The organism is Rhizobium sp. PRIMUS64 (genome assembly GCF_023006465.1).
Classification (GTDB): Bacteria; Pseudomonadota; Alphaproteobacteria; order Rhizobiales; family Rhizobiaceae; genus Rhizobium; species Rhizobium leguminosarum.
In genome coordinates, this window is record NZ_JALBGX010000134.1 from 1 (window position 1) to 17719 (window position 17719).

13 protein-coding genes and 4 pseudogenes are annotated in these 17719 nt (G+C 59.4%); 8 read left to right on the forward strand and 9 right to left on the reverse strand.

Features of this window, described 5'->3' with window-relative positions:
* From sctJ to MOV76_RS32380, 4 genes are all read right to left on the reverse strand, one after another.
* On the reverse strand, window positions 1–679 hold a 679-nt coding region (gene sctJ, locus MOV76_RS32365; RefSeq protein WP_247266048.1), incomplete at its 3' end, for a type III secretion system inner membrane ring lipoprotein SctJ.
* Window positions 676–1152 (reverse strand): hypothetical protein, encoded by a 477-nt coding sequence (locus MOV76_RS32370; RefSeq protein WP_064820006.1) that lies wholly within the window; start codon window positions 1150–1152, stop codon window positions 676–678. The genes MOV76_RS32370 and sctJ, both read right to left, overlap by 4 nt.
* Window positions 1153–1202: 50 nt before the next feature.
* Window positions 1203–1460 (reverse strand): hypothetical protein, encoded by a 258-nt coding sequence (locus MOV76_RS32375; protein WP_008534237.1) that lies wholly within the window; start codon window positions 1458–1460, stop codon window positions 1203–1205.
* Between the two features lie 305 nt (window positions 1461–1765).
* Window positions 1766–4306 carry a hypothetical protein gene (locus MOV76_RS32380; protein ID WP_225884182.1) on the reverse strand — a complete coding sequence of 847 codons (2541 nt, stop codon included), beginning with the start codon at window positions 4304–4306 and terminating at the stop codon, window positions 1766–1768.
* Between the two features lie 25 nt (window positions 4307–4331).
* On the opposite strand from MOV76_RS32380, the gene MOV76_RS32385 reads away from it, so the two are divergent.
* Window positions 4332–4622 carry a hypothetical protein gene (locus MOV76_RS32385; RefSeq protein ID WP_004672580.1) on the forward strand — a complete coding sequence of 97 codons (291 nt, stop codon included), beginning with the start codon at window positions 4332–4334 and terminating at the stop codon, window positions 4620–4622.
* A gap of 208 nt (window positions 4623–4830) precedes the next feature.
* Here MOV76_RS32385 and MOV76_RS32390 read toward each other — a convergent pair whose 3' ends face one another.
* Entirely contained in the window at window positions 4831–7440 is a 2610-nt protein-coding gene (locus tag MOV76_RS32390) for a hypothetical protein (protein ID WP_064820005.1), read from the reverse strand.
* A 321-nt stretch (window positions 7441–7761) separates the two neighbouring features.
* On the opposite strand from MOV76_RS32390, the gene MOV76_RS32395 reads away from it, so the two are divergent.
* From MOV76_RS32395 to MOV76_RS32420, 6 genes and pseudogenes are all read left to right on the forward strand, one after another.
* Window positions 7762–7971, forward strand: coding sequence for a hypothetical protein (locus tag MOV76_RS32395; protein WP_064820004.1), 210 nt, complete (start codon window positions 7762–7764; stop codon window positions 7969–7971).
* A 145-nt stretch (window positions 7972–8116) separates the two neighbouring features.
* Window positions 8117–8686 (forward strand): DUF6088 family protein, encoded by a 570-nt coding sequence (locus MOV76_RS32400; protein WP_225884183.1) that lies wholly within the window; start codon window positions 8117–8119, stop codon window positions 8684–8686.
* A pseudogene (locus MOV76_RS32405) lies at window positions 8679–9693 on the forward strand (nucleotidyl transferase AbiEii/AbiGii toxin family protein). Before MOV76_RS32400 ends, MOV76_RS32405 begins: the two are co-directional and overlap by 8 nt.
* 731 nt (window positions 9694–10424) lie before the next feature.
* Window positions 10425–11084 carry a DUF1007 family protein gene (locus MOV76_RS32410; protein WP_016737409.1) on the forward strand — a complete coding sequence of 220 codons (660 nt, stop codon included), beginning with the start codon at window positions 10425–10427 and terminating at the stop codon, window positions 11082–11084.
* Between the two features lie 101 nt (window positions 11085–11185).
* Window positions 11186–12172 carry a hypothetical protein gene (locus MOV76_RS32415; RefSeq protein WP_064820003.1) on the forward strand — a complete coding sequence of 329 codons (987 nt, stop codon included), beginning with the start codon at window positions 11186–11188 and terminating at the stop codon, window positions 12170–12172.
* Window positions 12173–12412: 240 nt separating this feature from the next.
* Window positions 12413–13373 (forward strand): annotated as a pseudogene (locus tag MOV76_RS32420) (ISNCY family transposase); the annotation flags it as partial.
* Here MOV76_RS32420 and MOV76_RS32425 read toward each other — a convergent pair.
* Window positions 13351–13888 (reverse strand): annotated as a pseudogene (locus tag MOV76_RS32425) (PAS domain-containing protein); the annotation flags it as partial. The pseudogenes MOV76_RS32420 and MOV76_RS32425 sit on opposite strands and share 23 nt — an antisense overlap.
* Before the next feature lie 203 nt (window positions 13889–14091).
* Here MOV76_RS32425 and MOV76_RS32430 point away from each other — a divergent pair.
* Window positions 14092–15108 (forward strand): sensor histidine kinase, encoded by a 1017-nt coding sequence (locus MOV76_RS32430; RefSeq protein WP_029532363.1) that lies wholly within the window; start codon window positions 14092–14094, stop codon window positions 15106–15108.
* A gap of 77 nt (window positions 15109–15185) precedes the next feature.
* Here the strand turns inward: MOV76_RS32430 and MOV76_RS32435 are convergent, their stop codons facing one another.
* From MOV76_RS32435 to MOV76_RS32445, 3 genes and pseudogenes are all read right to left on the reverse strand, one after another.
* Window positions 15186–15422, reverse strand: coding sequence for a hypothetical protein (locus MOV76_RS32435; protein ID WP_158464442.1), 237 nt, complete (start codon window positions 15420–15422; stop codon window positions 15186–15188).
* A gap of 1192 nt (window positions 15423–16614) precedes the next feature.
* Window positions 16615–17182 (reverse strand): annotated as a pseudogene (locus MOV76_RS32440) (ATP-dependent DNA ligase); the annotation flags it as partial.
* 67 nt (window positions 17183–17249) lie between these two features.
* Window positions 17250–17483 carry a hypothetical protein gene (locus MOV76_RS32445; RefSeq protein WP_016737406.1) on the reverse strand — a complete coding sequence of 78 codons (234 nt, stop codon included), beginning with the start codon at window positions 17481–17483 and terminating at the stop codon, window positions 17250–17252.
* Between the last annotated feature and the right edge of the window lie 236 nt (window positions 17484–17719).

Genomic DNA, 17719 nt, shown 5'->3' on the forward strand with positions numbered 1-17719 from the left:
GTGCTGCTGGGGCGGGCGCTGCGGCTGTGGCAGGAGCCGCCGGCGCGCCGACCTCCGACCAGGGGCTGACCACCACCGAGACATCTTCGTAAGAGAGATCAAGGATGCTGTTGACCAGAACGGATCGGCTTTTCATGTCGATCTCGTTGAGATTGGCGCCGGGGCGATATTGCAGCACGGCCGCCGCCCTCGCCTTCTCCTTGATGAGCCCGCGGCCGTTCTCCTCCGGCAGCACCACATGGACGCGCGCCGTCGCCACGCCGTCAAGCCCGGAAAGCGTTTCGGCAAGCTGCTGCTCGATGGCGTAGCTCATCCGGGCTTTCTGTTCGTAAGGCGTCACAAGGAAGCCGTTGCCGGGAAAGAGTTCGGCGACATTTCCGAACGACTGACGCGGCAGACCGGCGCCCGCCAGCAACTCGATCGCCCGGGCATGATCGGCTGATTCAGCGATGATCGCATAGGTCCCGCCCTTTTCGCTCTTCATGGTGACGGAGATGCCGGCGCGTTCCAGCAGGACCTGAGCATCCAGCGCATCGCGCTGATCGAGTCCCGTCAGCACGTCCTGGCTGCAGGCGGCGAGGAACAGGCAGAGGGCGAGCATGGCGGCCTTCGGAAGGACTTTGCGCGCGGGCGAAGAGATCGATGATCTCGCAAGGGCCGATGAGATCATGATATTCACTGGCCCTGCGTCAGCCGTTTGGACGACGACATCACCGACTGGGTGAGTGACGACAGCAGCGTCGTGCCGGTTGCGAATTGCTGTGATTTCTCCAGCCGGTCGATCGATGTCGTGATGTCTTCGATCTTCGGGCCGCTGTGATCCTTGTCCGCGGCAAATCGCACCAGCGGCGTCTCCGGCTGGCCGCTCCCGGCCACGGGCATGAAGAATGCCGACAGCCGTTCGAGAATGCTGGAGGGCCTGGTATTGCCTTCCGGTGAATAGGAGGGCGGGACGGCGTCGGACTCAGGCGCGATCTTGCGGCCCTGGGTGTTGGGAATAGAGGTGAGTTCGGTTGGCCGAAGGCCGGCGAAATCCGCCGGTTGCAGTCCGATCCGCTCCGCCACGATCTCCGAGGTCTTCAGCACATTGCCTGTCGATACGCCGTCGACGGGCGGCGTGAAGGCGCGGCCGGAAAGTTCTTCTCCACTCATTGCAATTCCTCAACTCGGTACACGTCAACTGCAAACGATGAACGGGAACGCTACTCGTCGCTGCCTTCGTCGATCGCCTCCTTGGCGAAATTGAAAAGCGAATTGTTCAGCATCAGGGTGTTGGAAATCATGCCTGGCAGAAACGCGTCCACGGCAGCGGAGAGTATCTCGCTCTCGCTGTTCGGATCGACCTTTTTCGTCGTGCTGCCGGTGGTGTCCTTGGAACCCGTCTTATCGGTCGTCAGCTCCACCGAGACAGGGTTTGCGAGCGCCAGGTTGAGGTCGGAGTTCACTGAATCTACGGCCATATGAGCACTTCCATCAAGGAGTTATCAAAATGAATGCATGATTTGATATGGATAAAAAAACGGCCGGTCAATTGTTTAAACTTAACCGATGGTTAATTTTCGGAACTTGCAATCGGCATTGACAACTTTATCGACCTTTATATTAAAATTGAACGTTTTTTATCCGTAAAGCGCAGCAGATATCCAGATTGCGCATGAAATTCATACTTAAATTTATTGCTATCAAATGTTCACAGGCCAGACTGCCTCTACGCCAACCGGGCCTGTGAGTACCCAGATATTTGGTGTTGCGAAAGCGTCCCGGATCAGCCCACCGCCGTACCGCGGCGCTTCTCGATATCGGCGATGATCGCGTCCCAGTTCTCAGGGGTCAGCTCGCGCTGTTCCGGGTCGCGGGGCGCGGGGGCGACGCCGCCCTTGGCGCCGACGATCGGGCCGGTCTTGGCGTAGATGCCGACCGTGTCGTTGACAGTGCGCTTAAGCATGTCGTTCATCATGTCGGTCTGCTTGTGGAAGGCTTTTTCCTGCTTGATGCTCTGGTAGATGGCAAAGCCCGCCCAGGCCGCCCAGGACACCGCGCAGGCGACTGCGAAGGCGAGCGAGAAGCCGCCGGAGACGAGCGCTACCGTTGCGCCCGTGCGCCCGAGGAAGGTGGAATTCACCAGCATATTGGCAACGCCTGCGATGCCCTCGATCGCGCCGACCGTGTCCGCCGCGGTTCCGATACCCATGAAGATGAGATCGACCGGATCGCCCTTGCCACTGGTGAGCCCCTGCAGGAACTGGTAATATTCCACCGGCAGCCAAGCGACGCCGGCAACGGCGCCAACCGTCGTCCCGGTATTCTTGAAAAAGGCGGAGAGCACGCTGCGCTGCGCCCGCGCCAGCTCGTCGGAAACGCCGACGAGTGAACTGATCCCATCCAGCAGCGAAAAATTCGAGGCTTTGATCGCCGAGCCGAGCGCACTGCCCATGTGCGCGAGAGCGCCAAGGGCGTGCAGAACCACGATGCCGATGCTGTCCCAGGTCGGGCTGGTCATGTTGAGGCCGGCATAGATGGAGCGGGATGCGGTGAGCACCGACATCACGCCGGAAGAGAGCGCCGCCTTGTATTTGACAGGATCGACCCCTGCCGGCGCCGCCGTCGCGGTCTTGTCGATCAGCTTGGCAAGGTCGGCCTTGATCGTTTCGACGCTGCCGCCCGGTCGCATCGTCGCCCAAAGCGCGGTGAAGATCGTCGTGAAATTGGTCTTGTATTGCGCCATGGCATCGGCATTGCCCTTGAACAGGGTTTCCGCCAGCGCGTCGAGGCTCGGGGCGATGATCTTCTTGATCGCCTCTTCGGCGGTCTTGCCGTCGACGATGATTGGATCGATCACATCCGTGCCGGGCATCAGCGTCTTCATCAGGCCTGACATGGAAAGTCCCATGTCCTTGAGGCTCGATGTCAGATATTCGCTGTCGATATAGGGCAGATCGAGACTTTGGATGGTCTTGCTCCAGCCATTGTCCTTGGTGGCGAACATGCGCTCGGCGATCCAGGCGTCGCCCCCGCTGCCGGCGAAGAAGCGCCCGCCGTCTGAGCCGTTGGCGGCAATGCCCTTGCCGGCCAGCCCGGTGCCGATCATGATCGCCGCCATGACGTCGTTGAACGAATAGCTGGCGAGATTGCTGGAGGGCAGCGGCGAGACGCTCTTGTCCCACTCGGCATTGGCCGGCAACTTCGAGACCAGGCTGGCGCCCATGACGAGCCCTTCCAGCGCGGTCTGCACCGCATGGCGGTAGCCCAAGACCTCCTTGCCGCCGGGTGCGCTCAGGCGCGACGTCAGGCGCTCCAGATTGCCGGCGAGATCGCCGATGCCGATTTCTCCGGCGCCTACCTTGTCGAGCAGCGGACCGAGAAGCGCCTTGACGTCGGCCTTGAACTGATCGCGCACCTCGGGGCTGTCTGACCCGTAAAACTGGTTGGCCATCGCCTGGATGGTCGGGTTGAACAGGTGGGTGATATTGTTGGGCACGGTGCTGCCGAATTCGGAAGCGGCAACCTTTTTCAAACCGTCGAGGTCGATCTTGAGATCGGGGAACAGGCTGCCGCCGAGCCCGAGCGACTGGTCGAAATCCATAACCGGCAGGATGGAGCCGAGCCCCTTCAGTTCCCGCTCGGTCTTGTTGCCGGCCAGTCCCATGCGGATCAGGCCATCGAGCGCCGTCGTCGGATCGGAGATCGTCGGCAGCACGTTCTTGTCGAAGAATTCGGCATAGGTCTTGTCGGCAATCGCCGAGCGCTGCTTTACGAAATCGTCGGGAAGCACCATGGAATAGAAGCCGAGGGCGGCATTATATTCCTTGAGAATGGTGGTGACGTCCTTGCCGGATTTGAGACCGTCATTCAGCAGGCCGCCATTGACGATGTCGCGCTCAAAGGCATCCTCGACCTTCGTACGCAGGTCCTTCATCTTCTCGTCACGCGTTATCGTGTCGTTGATGATCTCGGAAGCGTCCTTGTTCGTATCGGGCGGCGCCACGCGATAACCGGAGAAGATCAGCTTGAAGGCCTTCAGCGCCTTCTCCGTCATCAGCGAGTTGACGTCGGGGTCCGAGCCCAGGATGGCGATCGACTTGTCGAGATCCTTCAGGATCTCCTGGTCGTTGTAGATGCCGCGCTGGTTGTCGCCGAGGCTGTCCTTGTATTGGCCGAAGGTCGCCTTGGTCTGAAGCAGATCGAGATACATGATCAGTTTCTGCTCGGCAGTGTAATTGTGAGGGTTTTTGACGACGTCGATGCTCTCGAAGGATTTGTCCTTGTCCTTCAGCCCTTCCATGAAGCCCTGATTGATCTCGCTCATGAAATCGGAATTGAACAGGAGATCGATGACCGGCTGGATCGGCGCGGTAGGGCGGGACGTGCCATTCGACGTGGCGGCCAGCGAAACGAACTTCGGACTGCTCGTCTGCGCCGATATAGAGGAGAAAATCGTCAGGGCTGCCGTCGTGGTCCCGTCAGAGGCAAAAGGCGATGCCTTCTTGACCGTGGTGCTCGTGGTTTTGCCCTGGCTCGTGGAATTTTCGGACTTTGGATCGGAATTGGCGTTTAGCCGGAGAAATGAAACCGTATCGATATCCGAAGATGCTGGTGCGATCGATGACATGCGTTCCCTTTGATTTTCTTTTTCCGCTTTTCGCGGATGACGTCGTTTACCTTACGTTAGGCATAAGATCGACCTTTGCGTGATAATTCAAGCCCGATCGCGACATCGCGGTTGCATAAAATGCAGCGGCCTCGCGCCTGGAGATCAAAAATCACATTTTTACCGAGGGGTCGCAGGGTATTTCCCAGGCTGTGGCGGTCATCGTTGCCGCCCCTCTGCCTCTACCAGATGAATGACGGGTCTGGCCCAAATTCGAGATGCACGGACTCGCCGGTGTAGCGTTCAAGCTTCTCGTTCAGCTGCTTTTCCATTTTGTCGAGCTTCTTCACGCCATTGGCCATATCCCACAGGCCAAGCGCTAGCCCGACGGCCGAGGCAACGAGGCCGGTGACCAGTCCGGCCGCGGCAAGGCCGGTTTTGGCGGCGCTGCTGAAGATGGTCACGACTTCCGGCGCCACCGTTCCGAGTCCGGAAAAGGCACGGGACATGGCATTGGTCAGATAAAGCATCGCCTCGGAGAAACCGATGAGCGCGTTGCCGGTACCGGCAATGCCGCCGATTATTTCGAGCGCGCCCTTGGCGCGGTCGCCGGCCTTCATCGACCGCGACGCCGAATAGAAGCCGAGGCCGGCCATGGCGAGGCCGCCGGCCGCGCCGAGGATCTTGCCTGCCGCTTCCATCGTCTTCGGCGAGAAGTTCATCGAGATCCCCTTGCCCCAGCTGCCAGGCTGATTGCCGAAGGCGCTGAACGGTTTGCCGGCAACGTCGAGGTTCTTGCCGAGACCTTCCATCGTCATGCCGACGATCTGTGTCGCCGAGCCGACCGCAGCGGCGATATCGGCCGGCGTCCACTTGCCGCCGACACCGAGGCCGCGCGCCACCAGCACGCTCGACATCGTCAGCATCTGCACGGCGTGCATCAGACCGGCCTTGTACACTTCGGCATCGATGCCGGCAGGTGTCCGGGTCTGGCGCGGCAGATCGAGCGAATCCTTGAAGGAGGCAAGCGCATCGTCGAGCTTCATACCGCCGCGCATCATCCGCAGAACGCCGTCGACGTCGCGTGCTATGTCCTGTGCCAGGTTCTGTTTCAGCGTCTCGCCGCCATCGGCCGGGCCGTTTTTGCTGATGAAATCCTCGGCGAAGGTGTTTGCCAACTGGCTGATGGCGTCATTCGTTGCGCCGGGCACGAAGGTGTCATCCGGACCCGACAGCAGCGGCTCGAGATCGACACCCTGGCCGTCGCCGATATAATGTTCCTTGATGACGTTCGAGAAGGTGACGTTCGCGGCGTCGAGATGCGCGTCGATATAATCCTGGGGCAGGAGATCGACGAGCGTGTTGAGTTCGGAATAATAATCCTTCAGGGCATCTTCGAAGCTCTTGCCGGCGCTCAGCGCCCGGTCGATCGCCTTGCCGCCGCCGATATCGATCAGATAGGCGTCTTCGATGTTGGTGAGCAGATCGGAATTCGCCGGGCGTTGCAGATATTCCTTCATGCCGCTCGCGAAGATATCCGAGAGATGCTGCTGCGTCGCCGGATCGGCCGTCAGCTTTTCGATCCGCGCATCGAGGTCCTTGCCGACGCGCTCGCCATCGGGCACGCTGTCGCCATACTGGTTCATATAGCCATTGAACTGCTGTTTGATCTCGATGAGATCGTAGAGCAGCGTCGCCTTCTGTTCCGGCGTCAGCTGGTCGAGGTGGTCCATGTTGTCGGGCGCGACGAAATCCCGGCTCACGTCCTTCACGGCGTCGCCGAGAATGCCGTATTTGAGTTCGTCGAGCTTCTTCAGCGTCGGCTCATAGGCGGTCGACGGAGCGTAGCCGCGCAGCAGCTTGCTTTCCAGGATGTCGTTCTCGTCGATCGGGCGCTCCACGACCGGCTCGATGGCATCCGAGCCCGACATGACAAGGTCCATCTTCTTGAGGCTCGATGTCAGATAGTCGCTGTCGATATAGGGCAGATCGAGATTTTGGATGGTCTTGCTCCAGCCATTGTCCTTGGTGCCGAACATACGCTCGGCGATCCAGGCGTCGCCGCCGCTGCCGGCGAAGAAGCGTCCGTCACCTGAGCCGTTGGCGGCGATCTCCTTGCCGGCCAGCCCAGTGCCGACCATGATCATAGCCATGACGTCGTTGAAGGAATAGCTGGCGAGATTGCTGGAAGGCAGCGGCGAGAAATTCTTGTCCCAGTCCGGATTGGCCGGCATCTTCGAGACGAGGCTGGCGCTCATGACGAGCCCTTCCAGCGCGGTCTGCACCGCGTGACGGTAACCCCAGACTTCCTTGCCGCCGGGAGCGATCAGACGCGAGGTCAGGCGCTCCAGGTTGCCGGCGAGATCGCCAATGCCGATTTCTCCCGCGCCAACCTTGTCGAGCAGCGGACCGAGAAGCGCCTTGACGTCGGCCTTGAACCTGTCGCGGACCTCGACGCTGTCTCCCCCGTAAAACTGGTTGGCCATCGCCTCGATGGTCGGGTTGAACAGGTGAGTGATATTATTGGGCACGGTGCTGCCGAATTCGGAAGCGGCAACCTTTTTCAAGCCGTCCAGGTCGATCTTGAGATCGTTGCCCGGGTCGGTTTCGGGCGTGCTCACCTTTGCATCGACCAGGATCGCGGTGGCGCCGCTTTTGCTCTGGGTAAATCCGACGAAGCCCCGCGCAGCGGAGATGTCGAGTGCCTGCCCGTTGCCGCTCGGCGCGATCTTGCGTATTTCGCCGGCGTCGATGGTTTTTGTCGATGCAGAACGGCCAGTCACGTCTTTCTGGCCGAGGTCCACGACCAGGGTTTCGACCTCTTTCGATCCGCTGCCAACACGTTCCAACATGATTTCGTCACTCCTGATCGACGGCCGCACCCTGAACGGAGGCCCGGAAAGCCTCGTTAGGTCAGAAGTTTTTCAGTGATATGACAAATGGGTGCTATCGGAGCGGCAAAATTGAACCATTGACCCCCACATAGCTTCCAAATTATACCGCAGTACAAATGCTGGTGACACCGCAGTCGCCAAGGTGCGGCGCAATAGAGCACGCTCCCGTAGGGAATGCGCTCACGAGACAGATCGAAGTCGGTCCTCGGGCTCGGTTTTCAGACTGCATTGTCCGGCAAATCGGTATAAGCCGTCCTCTCGAACAAATCAGGGGACAACATGGAAACCGTGGAAATCAGCAGCCGCAGCGACTTCGGCCTTTGGGCAATTGAGCGGGCGCGGGAAATCATAACGTCCGAGGGAACTGCTTTTGCGATGGCCGCTCGCGATATGGACGACGAGGCGCTTGCAAACGCTGCAGCCGCGCTAGGCAAGGCCATCAGCGATGCGATGGTGGAAGTGTTTGACGGCCTGATAGATGAATCGTGATTGTGAAGAGACAGCGGGTCACTGACCGATAAAAATTGGTCAGCACCGTCCGGGCTCGCCGTCTTCCCCTCTCATTGCAAACTGTCAGAAACTTGCATATATTTCTGACAAGAGAAATGCCATGCAAAAGCTGACATAGCAAATCATGGGACATGCTGAACGACTGCCGGAAGGATCCGCGCTTTCGGCAAAGAGTTTTTTGCATCTCGGAAATCGAGCCGCCCTGGATCAGGCTCTGTCGCGCCTGGCCGAGCGTGGCGAGCTCGTCCGGGCGGGCCGTGGTATCTATATGCGGCCCGTCAAAAGTCGCTTTGGCAGTCGGCCGCCGACGGTCGAACAGGCCGTAGAGGCGGTGGCGCAGCAGCGCGGTGAGGTCATCGTCTCGAATGGCGCCGCCGCGGCAAATGCCCTGGGCCTGACCTCCCAGGTCCCGGTCCGCTCCGTCTACCTGACATCCGGCCGTAGCCGGACGATGACCCTTGGACAGCAGACGGTCGAGCTCAAGCACGTGCCGCGCTGGCAATTGGCCTTGGCCGATCGACCTGCTGGCGTGGCGGTCCGCGCACTTGCATGGCTTGGGCCGGAGAGGGCCGATGAAGCACTGTCGCGGATCAAGCGAAAGCTGCCGCCGGAGGCGTTCGGCGAGCTGGTGGCGGCGGCTCCGCAGTTTCCGACCTGGCTTGCAAGAAGCGTAGGAAGGGCTGCGCATCGCTGATCTATTCCTGAGCTTGTCAAAGATGACCGGCGCGAAGCCTTGGCTGTGGCAGCCGACCACAGCGGACGGCCCATTCATCTCCTCGAAAAGGATGTCTGGGTCGTCTGGACGCTGCAGACGCTCTTTTCGTCCAAGCTCGGTGAGCATCTCGTCTTCAAGGGCGGCACCTCGCTTTCGAAAGCCTACGGTGTCATCAAAAGGTTCTCCGAGGATGTCGACCTGACCTACGATATCCGCGCCCTGGCGCCGGACTGTTGGCGACAATGACGAAGCACTGCCGAAAACCCGCAGCGAGGAGAAACACTGGACCAGCGAGGTGCGAAAGCGGCTTCCGGTCTGGGTGGCGGGCTCGGTGGAGCCGGTTATGGCGCGTTGCGCGTTCAATCTCTTCCGGCGGCAATCCGCCTCGAGGACGATACGCTCTACCTCGACTATGAAGCGGTGAGCAGCGGATCCGGCTATGTCGCCCCGAGCGTCATGCTCGAATTCGGAGCGCGTCGACCGGCGAGCCGGCCAGTATCCGCGATATCGACTGTGACGCGTCGGGCCAGGTTGATGGTGTCGAATTTCCGAAAGCGAGTCCCCGCGTCATGCACGCGGAGCGGACGTTCTGGGAGAAAGCGACCGCCATCCATGTCTTCTGCCTGCAGGAGCGCCTTCGCGGCGATCGTTTTGCCCGCCACTGGCATGATGTCGTCCGGCTGGACGATGCTGGTTTCGCCGACAAAGCATCCGCGGATCGGCAACTCGCCAATGCCGTGGCGAAACACAAATCCATGTTTTTTGCGGAAAAGGCGGCCGACCGCTCGCCCATCGACTACGCCGCAGCCGTCAACGGCAATCTGGTTCTGACGCCATCCGGAGAAGGTCTGCGTGCGCTCGGCGAGGATTACGTGCGCATGGTCGACGACGGCCTGCTGCTCGGCGATTCCGAGCCGTTCGAGCACCTGATCGAGCGATGCACGCAAATTCAGGCGCATGCCAACAAAAGCGACGCGTCAAAATAAGCAATTGCCGGCCCACAGCCGCACCTGCCCATTACTGTGAGTGCCCTGTCACCGACGCGGTTTGGCTTCGCGCCAATTATTAGGCGTTTGCTCGTGGCAGGCACCCTTGATGTGATGAGAGTGACCCGGTTATTCCGGCTCCGGCCTCGGCGAGGATGTGGCCAAATACCGCACGGGCGCGGGTTCGTTTGAGGAAAGTTGCGCCACGTAAAACGAAGATCCGGTGTGTTTGCAGTGAAGGCATTCCAATTCCCAATTTCAATCTCGCCGGAAGCCCGAGCAAGCTCAAAATCGCTGACGCGAGAATCGACACGGATGTTCCACTTGCCGCAACGGCACGTTCTCGCGCCAAGTGCCATCCTCCCACTGGCGCGCCGCACGCTTGATTGGCTCTATTCCCGCAGGGGGGGTCGACAAGACGACGGTCACTTCTTGGCGTCCAGCGGATCGATGTCGCCTTTCATCAGGAAGGCCGCAATCTCGACAGGGCCAGCGCGCCCGGGCGTGACGATGATTTTTGCCATCGCCTTGTCTGAATGAAGATGCGTCGAAGCCGGCTGTGCTGCCGCAGCGATAGGCGCGCGGTGGCGGCGTGAATCGCCAAGTTGCCGCAACGGCCAGCACGAGGAACTCGACCAACGTCTCGGCGGCGAAATAGCGGAAGGTGCATTCCGGTAAACCACGGCGATCGAAACTTAAATCCGTCGCAATCTTCTCGACACTCACGTAGCATGAGCCTCGCGAACAAACGCCGCCACGCCACTATGGCAATTTCACTTCTCCTCCTCGGGATGCCGACTAACACGTTCGCCCATCCCCATATCTTCGTTGATGCGAAATTCGAGGCGGTCGCGGCGCCCGATGGAAGCCTCCAGGAGCTGCGCGACACATGGCAGTTCGATGAGGTGTTTTCGTCGTCAGTGCTGCTCGACTACGACAAGAACCGCAACAATGCCCTCGACCCTGCGGAAGTTGCTGCCGTCGCCAAAACAGTCCGGGAGTCGCTTGCGCAGTACAACTATTATATGAACATCACGATCAATGGGAAAACACTCGCGCTTGCGAAGCCGGACATCCTGCATGGGACCTATGAGAACGGCTCCCTCACCCTGTCTTTCGCACAGAAGCCAATGGCCAAGACGCCGCTCAAAGGATTGATTGTTTTCGGCGTTTATGATCCGACACTCTATACTGCTCTCGATTTTGCCAGCGATGCCGATCTGAAAATCTCGGGCGAAGGCTTTAGCGGTTGCACTCACAAAGTCGTCAGGCCTGGCTCGAAAGAAATCCTTTCCGAAAATCAGGCGATGCTGACGACGATGTTCTTCAACGATCCAGTGGGCACAGACTACTCGCAGATTGTTGCGACCCGATTGGAAGTGCGCTGTTAAGGAGTGTCGAGGCATAATTGCGAACTATCGAACCTCGTTGTCGCCTCTGTCATGATGATCGATGTCATTCAGGTCTTTGTTTACATCACGGAGAGCACCAGATGCGTTCCAGGCTCAACCTTTTGCTAGCAACGGGGTTGGTCATCCTGGCACCAATGCTGTCCGGATCAACTCCCGCACGTGCCGCGGGCAAGAGTTCGCCTTTCCCGGCTTGGATAGCAGACTACGTCGGCGACGGGAAAGGCCAGATCACGCGCGTGGTTCTGGAGCGGGCGCGGAGGTTATATCTGGAGAAGGTCGCGGAGGGAACGGTCAAGAACGCCTGTTACTTCGCAATGGATGCGACACGACCCAACGATCTGACAGTTGGCCGGTTCTACGTGATCTGCGAGGCGAAGCAGTCGTTTCGGGTGATCTCGGCAGGGCATGGTGGCGGCCTCAACCTCCCTGGCGTGGTCAACTTCTCCAACGGCCGGGAATGCGCTAAGAATTTTGGCAACGCGCTGGACTCAAACTTGACCGCCGGCGCGTATCTGACAAGCGAGATCAAGACCTCGTTCAAAGGCTATTATCTGGCGCCTTCTAACAGAGAGGCGGTTTTGACCCGCTCGTTTGTTCAATTCGATGGGATCGGCGATACCGCCAACGCCAGACAACGCGCCATCGGCGGGCATGCTGCGGCGCTCGTCTCTGGGATCTGCATGCAGAAAAAGCCGGAGAGCCCATATGCCGATCGGAAAGGCTATGTCCCTGTCGGGAAGTTGGTCACCTATGCGGGCGGGCGAAGCGACGGATGCACCAGCTGGTCGCCGGAAGAGACCCCGGAAGTCTTGTCGATGGTCAAGGATAATCCGACGACGCTCTATATCTACCCGGAGGCGCGCGACATCGCCGCGGTCGGCCGGGCAACGACATCGGGCAAGTCGCCAGTAAGCGCTGGATCATACTGGAACGCTACCTGCCTTGGCGAGATCGGCTCTCCGCAGTTCTGGCCGAAAGAGCGGCTGGAGCCGATCATCGCAAGATATAAGCAGGATCATCCAGCACCACCGCCGCGTCCAATTCCCCTCTGCCAAGCATCCAATTGAAAAGCGGGTGGCATCTGAGAAAACGATCGTCGTTTTGAATGTCACCTTTAGCTTTGACGACCAAAGTCCTCTGCGTATAACATTGCTGCAGCAGCCTCCTCGTCGCCGCCAATGCTTGGAGCACACTGAGATGGAACTCGCTCGTTCTATCCTGAATGCCGCGACACTCGCAACCTCGGGAACCACAGGCACAAACACGCACGAATTTTGCTTTTCCTCGCAGGGCAAAATTATTCTGGCAGGGTGCTGCTGGCGAGCGCCCGGCAGGAGAAGCTGGAAAGTGGCAAGGTCGTGCGCGTCGACAGCACGTCACCGCCGCACTGATCCATGAGCCGAGCGACCGTAGCCTATTATGGGACGCTGTCCGGGTGACGGTGCGGCTGTTGCAGCAGGCCGTGGCACTGGGTAGAGCCATCCCATGGCACGACCACCGCCGCGCGGCAAAGAAGCGGGCTCGAGCGATCGAATACCCGCGGCCGCCCCAAACGGATCAAGCACTACCGCGAACTGCTCAAGATCACGCGCACGACCTTGAGTTATCTGCAGCAGGCGAGTGAACAGTTGCCCCTGACGGCTGGCCCGGCCGGCGAACTGTGGCAGACCCAGCCCCGCCACTATAAGCTGCTGATCGACCGGATCATCGGCCAGACCGAACGGCGGGTCCTGGCCGGCGAGCCGGTGCCGGCTGGCGAGAAGCTGGTGAGCCTCTTCGAGCCGCATGCCGACATCATCGTCGAAGGCAGCCGCGACGTCGACTACGGCCACAAACTCAATCTGACCACCGGCAGAAGCGGACTGGTCCTCGACCTCGTCGTCGAAACCGGCAACCGGCAGACAGCAAGCGTTTGCTGCCGATGCTGGAACGCCACATCGCCTTTTATGGCCAGGCGCCGCATCAGGGCCGGCTATGCCAGCCGCGATAATTTGAGCCGAGCCAAAGCCTGCGGCATCCGCGACATGGCCTTCCACAAGAAGTGCGGCCTCAAGATCGAAGATATGGTCGGTAGCCGGGGTCTATCGCAAGCTCAGAAACTTCCGCGCCGGCATCGAGGCCGGCATCTCATGTTTGAAACGCGCTTGTGGCTTGGGGCGCTGCACCTGGCGTGGGCTCGACCACTTCAAGGCTTATGTCTGGTCATCGGTGGTCGCTTACAATCTCGCCCTCTTTGCCCGCCTCCGGCCGGATCGTCGGCGTTGGTGAGGCGAACAATGCTGTCCGCGATGGCGAGGACGTTCTTCGACCGGTGGCCGATCCGTCAGCAGCCGATGCTCGGACGCTTCCAGCGCCTCTATCCGCCGGTACTCCGTCATGTCGATTTACGATCCGAAAAATAAAGCATCCTTCCGTCGTCCCCATGGATGGGACTTAAATGCAAGCGGTTCCAGAACTGCTCCCCGTTCTTCTTATAATTCAAGATCTCGACGCTCACCTCCCGCTCGTCGGCGATGCAGCGCGAAGTTCGGCGACGGCGATCGGAGACGTCGCCGGGCCCTAAAGGAAACGACAATTCCGGCCCAGCACCTCTCCGGCGGCGCAACCGGTCAGCTCGAGGAATGATCTGTAGGCCAGCCCGATCGGCAGATCCGGCTTGCGCGCGTCATTGACGACCATCGGCATCCTATTCGTTCGAACGCGACCGCCGCAAGTTCTTTCCGGTCGGCCAAGGCTGCTTCTGACGATACCGAAGGTAAGTCTTTGTCAAATTGGGTCGTCATCCTTCCACGCTCAATAAGAGGTCCGATAACGTCGCACGCCGTCTTTTTCCTAAAAGACGATCGACCGACTTGGCCTATGCGGCAGGCTTCCCGACCAGCCCGTCCGGGAGTCACGGTTCGATGGCGTTGTCATTGCGCCTGTATGGGATGAGGTAAGGCAATTCCGCTTGCGCGACCGGAAGGATCAGGCGCAGAATAAAATCATGAACCCCATTTCCACCTCCAGTCGCGCTCGGGAGCGCTTTCTCGAAGCAATCCTTCAGAGTGCCATCGAATATGCGATCATCGCCCTGGATCTCGACTCCCGAGTGATCACCTGGAATGAGGGTGCCCGCCGAATTCTCGGATGGGATGAGACCGAAATCGTCGGCCATCCCGTGGCCGTTATTTTCACTGAGGAAGACCGCGCGGCGGGCATTCCTCAACGGGAAATGACCGCCGCACTGACCCAGGGCCATGGAGATGATGAGCGCTGGCACCTTCGAAAGGACGGCTCGTTATTCTGGGCGTCGGGCCAGATGATGGCGTTGAGATCGGATGATGGCGAACTCGAAGGCTTCGTGAAGATCCTCAGGGATCGAACCGAGCAGCGGGAAAATGAGGAGCGACAGCGCGTCCTGATGCACGAACTTTCTCACCGCATCAAGAACACGCTGGCAGTCGTTCAGGCGATCACCAACCAGTCATTCCGGAACGCCGCCAGCATCGAAGCCGCGGAGCAGTCGATCTCGTCGCGCATCAAGGCATATGCAAACGCGCACGATATTTTGCTGCAGAAGAACTGGTTATCCGCAGCCGTCGATACGATCATCGAAGCGACCGCGGTGAATCTCGGCGTTGAACCGAGCCGCATCAAAGCAAGCGGTCCGGCAGTCAGCCTGAACCCGCAAGCGGCTCTTGGCTTCGCCCTCGTGCTGCATGAGCTTGTCACCAATGCGACAAAGTACGGGGCTCTATCAGGGGATACAGGAACTGTCGAGATCGAGTGGTCCGTGCGCAAAAATGTCGGCGACGATCGCTTCAATCTCCATTGGCAAGAGAGCGGTGGCCCAGCCGTGGAAGCCCCAAAGAAGAAGGGCTTCGGCTCCCGCTTGGTCAATACGAGCCTGTCCGCTTTCGGAGACGTCTCGTTTGACTACGCCGCAACCGGCTTCAAGCTCGACCTCGAGGCATCGCTTCAGAAACTGCAATATCAAAATTGTCCGGATCTTGAAGTATGAAGAGATGTCAAATGCTGCCCCGAGGCTCCGTGTCGTCGCCGATGCCAAGATCAGCGAAACAACTGGCCTTCATGCGCCTACTCGGCCTCAGCCTCTTCGATCTCCTGAGGAGACAGGTGGTAGATGACGAGTTTTTCGACGACGTATTCCAGGTCCTGGTCCATCCTGAGAAGGTCGGTTGATTTGCCCAGGTGGCCGCATTCACCGAGATAGTCGAAGCACATACCCCACACCGCATTGCGAAGCTTAAGAACCTTCCTCGTCGTCTCCGGCGAGAAATATGGTTCTTCACTGAAATCGAGGGCATCAGACACGTCCCGCGCTCGCCGCGACATAGCGTCCGACGAGACCTCGAACCATCTTCCGCGAACACTTCATAGCACTGCCTGCAACGTTCTACTGCAATCTTCAGTACATCATTAAGCGAGATGTCTTGGTCGTGTCTGAACAACACCGTAGGCATGCCGGATCCTCCGTATTCGAGATGGAATAGAGCGCCTCAGGAATGTTCCCATTTCGTTCCTTTCAAAAAAGGAGTCAGGGGCGCGCTTTTTTCGATGGTCGTCATAAGGCGCTCACTATCCAACGGGTCCACCGGATTTCGTCGGCTATGCCTTGCACCATGGTCTCGGCCTCGGAGGACAGCTCTTGCGGCCGCAGACGAATGGTACTGCAAGGCCTTCGCTGATCAGAATGCTGCCGACATCCTTCCCGTCAACCAACAGCATCCCGAAAGGGCGCCATGGTTGCATTTCTTCGTACCTTCGGTGTCCGGCGGACAAAAGCACGCGACTTTTCTCAGTTCGGTGCTGCCGCCGGCAACCAGCTCTCGAAGCCGCGCCAACGCCCGCTCGCCCTGTTGGCGCTCATATTAGCATTGGGGCGAGAACTTCTCCGGCGTGTTGAAGCCCACCAAACGTGTTCCGGCGGCATCGCCAACGACGTGTACGGTGTCTCCGTCGGTCACCGTGAATTCCTGGGCCACAGATGTCCTCGCTGTGCCGGAGTTGACTGAAATTGCCCTCCCAAATCGGATACCTGCTGTGCGACGGCCACAGCAGCAACGATCAGGAGCCCAATGGCCAGCCGTCTGCCTGCTCTACCAAAACTGGGGACGAACATTTTCTTGGGCTGGTGGCGAGATCGGGGAAAGGGAACGACCGCGGATTGCGATGGGGCGGGCCGAGCGCGCTGCCTTAGAATCTCGAAAGTCTTTCGCCACTGTTGAGAGGCGAGCATTTCCGCCAGAACGCTCAAGGCGAGCGTGGATGTCGGCAAGAAACGTTCGCTGCCAACCCGTCAAGTTTTGACGTTGCAGTGCCGCTTCGATGTCGTGTCGCAGGTTTCCAGCCGGTTCCATGGCTCTATCGCTTCGTGCGGATAATCACACCTAAGCAGGAGGACCGGAAGAAATTGTAAACTGCAACCTCATTCAGCGACCAGGGACGGATTTCAGCCCATCGCGGGCGTGAATTGGCCGCTACGGGTCGTAGCGGCGCCGGCGAATTATTGCACCTCATAAACGCCTGCGTTATCAGCAGCGTCGCGCAGCCCCTTAAATGACGCGTGCCGCAGCTTCCCGTCGTGCGTCCACGCTCGATATTTGATCTCGGCAACAAGCTTCGGATCGACGAAGACCGCATTTCACTTCCGTCCGTATCGACAGGGGGCTTGCCGATGGTCAGTTTGTCTATCTGTTTCCGGAACTCACCCGCAGAATATTCGCTGAAGCCGGTTCCCACTCCCCCCACATACCAGCTCTTTTCCTCTGCGCGGCGAGCAGCAGCCGCCCAATGCCCGCAATGACGCCGTCGACTTCTCATGCCCAATGATTAAAAAGCCATCGCTCTGGACACATTTGATCTTCACCCAGCCGACCGGGTCGATAGGTGGCGTCCCTTCGCTTGGCGATGATCCCCTCAAGCCCGTGGTCGCAGGCGATGCGCAGGAGAACCTCTCCGTCCGTCTCGATCTCCTCGGACAGTCGAAGGGCGTCTTCGCCGCCTGCCGGCACCAGCCCTTCCAGAAGATGGCGTCGCGAGGCGAGTTCGGTTCCAGTGAGGTCGTGGCCGTCGGCTGGAAGCTGTCGATCGATTAAGAATGCTCAGGGCGAAGCCTGGTTATGCAGTCAATCGGGCAGGTCAGTGAACGGCAGCCGACGTCGGCGCGTTTACACGTGTTGCCCACCTGCCGACATAGGTGCCGATGAGCAGCGTCGTGACATCCTCTAACGATCTCGCGCCTTCGTTGAAGAACTCGATGGCGGCCGAGCACAAGGTTTGCGACGCCTGGTCGTCGGGTTCGACCTCGTAATAGCGGTACCAAGCCTGTACCGCTTCCGAAAGCATGCGGAAGTGTTTGTCGTGCGTTGGCATGTGACATCCTCCAGCTATCGACATAGCGGAGGAGCGATCTACAACAAGACCTCAGTCTCCAACTCTTCGGGATCCTGACGGCGGTCGTTCCCCACTCAAAGGACGCCACAGTCGAGAACGGTCACTGTCAATCGGCGTCCAAAGTTCACCCCTTATCGGCGTCCAATTTTGACCCCCCATATGCTGTAGATCAGCGCTTGGCCTGCCCGGCGCTGGCCGGGGTTGCAGAGGGTAGG

Coding starts and splice junctions, on each gene's coding strand:
- MOV76_RS32370 (WP_064820006.1), bottom strand. CDS start 1,152: ATGAGTGGAGAAGAACTTTCCGGCCGCGCCTTCACGCCGCCCGTCGAC.
- MOV76_RS32375 (WP_008534237.1), bottom strand. CDS start 1,460: ATGGCCGTAGATTCAGTGAACTCCGACCTCAACCTGGCGCTCGCAAAC.
- MOV76_RS32380 (WP_225884182.1), bottom strand. CDS start 4,306: ATGAGCGAGATCAATCAGGGCTTCATGGAAGGGCTGAAGGACAAGGAC.
- MOV76_RS32385 (WP_004672580.1), top strand. CDS start 4,332: ATGACCGGCTGGATCGGCGCGGTAGGGCGGGACGTGCCATTCGACGTG.
- MOV76_RS32390 (WP_064820005.1), bottom strand. CDS start 7,440: ATGTTGGAACGTGTTGGCAGCGGATCGAAAGAGGTCGAAACCCTGGTC.
- MOV76_RS32395 (WP_064820004.1), top strand. CDS start 7,762: ATGGAAACCGTGGAAATCAGCAGCCGCAGCGACTTCGGCCTTTGGGCA.
- MOV76_RS32400 (WP_225884183.1), top strand. CDS start 8,117: ATGGGACATGCTGAACGACTGCCGGAAGGATCCGCGCTTTCGGCAAAG.
- MOV76_RS32410 (WP_016737409.1), top strand. CDS start 10,425: ATGAGCCTCGCGAACAAACGCCGCCACGCCACTATGGCAATTTCACTT.
- MOV76_RS32415 (WP_064820003.1), top strand. CDS start 11,186: ATGCGTTCCAGGCTCAACCTTTTGCTAGCAACGGGGTTGGTCATCCTG.
- MOV76_RS32430 (WP_029532363.1), top strand. CDS start 14,092: ATGAACCCCATTTCCACCTCCAGTCGCGCTCGGGAGCGCTTTCTCGAA.
- MOV76_RS32445 (WP_016737406.1), bottom strand. CDS start 17,483: ATGCCAACGCACGACAAACACTTCCGCATGCTTTCGGAAGCGGTACAG.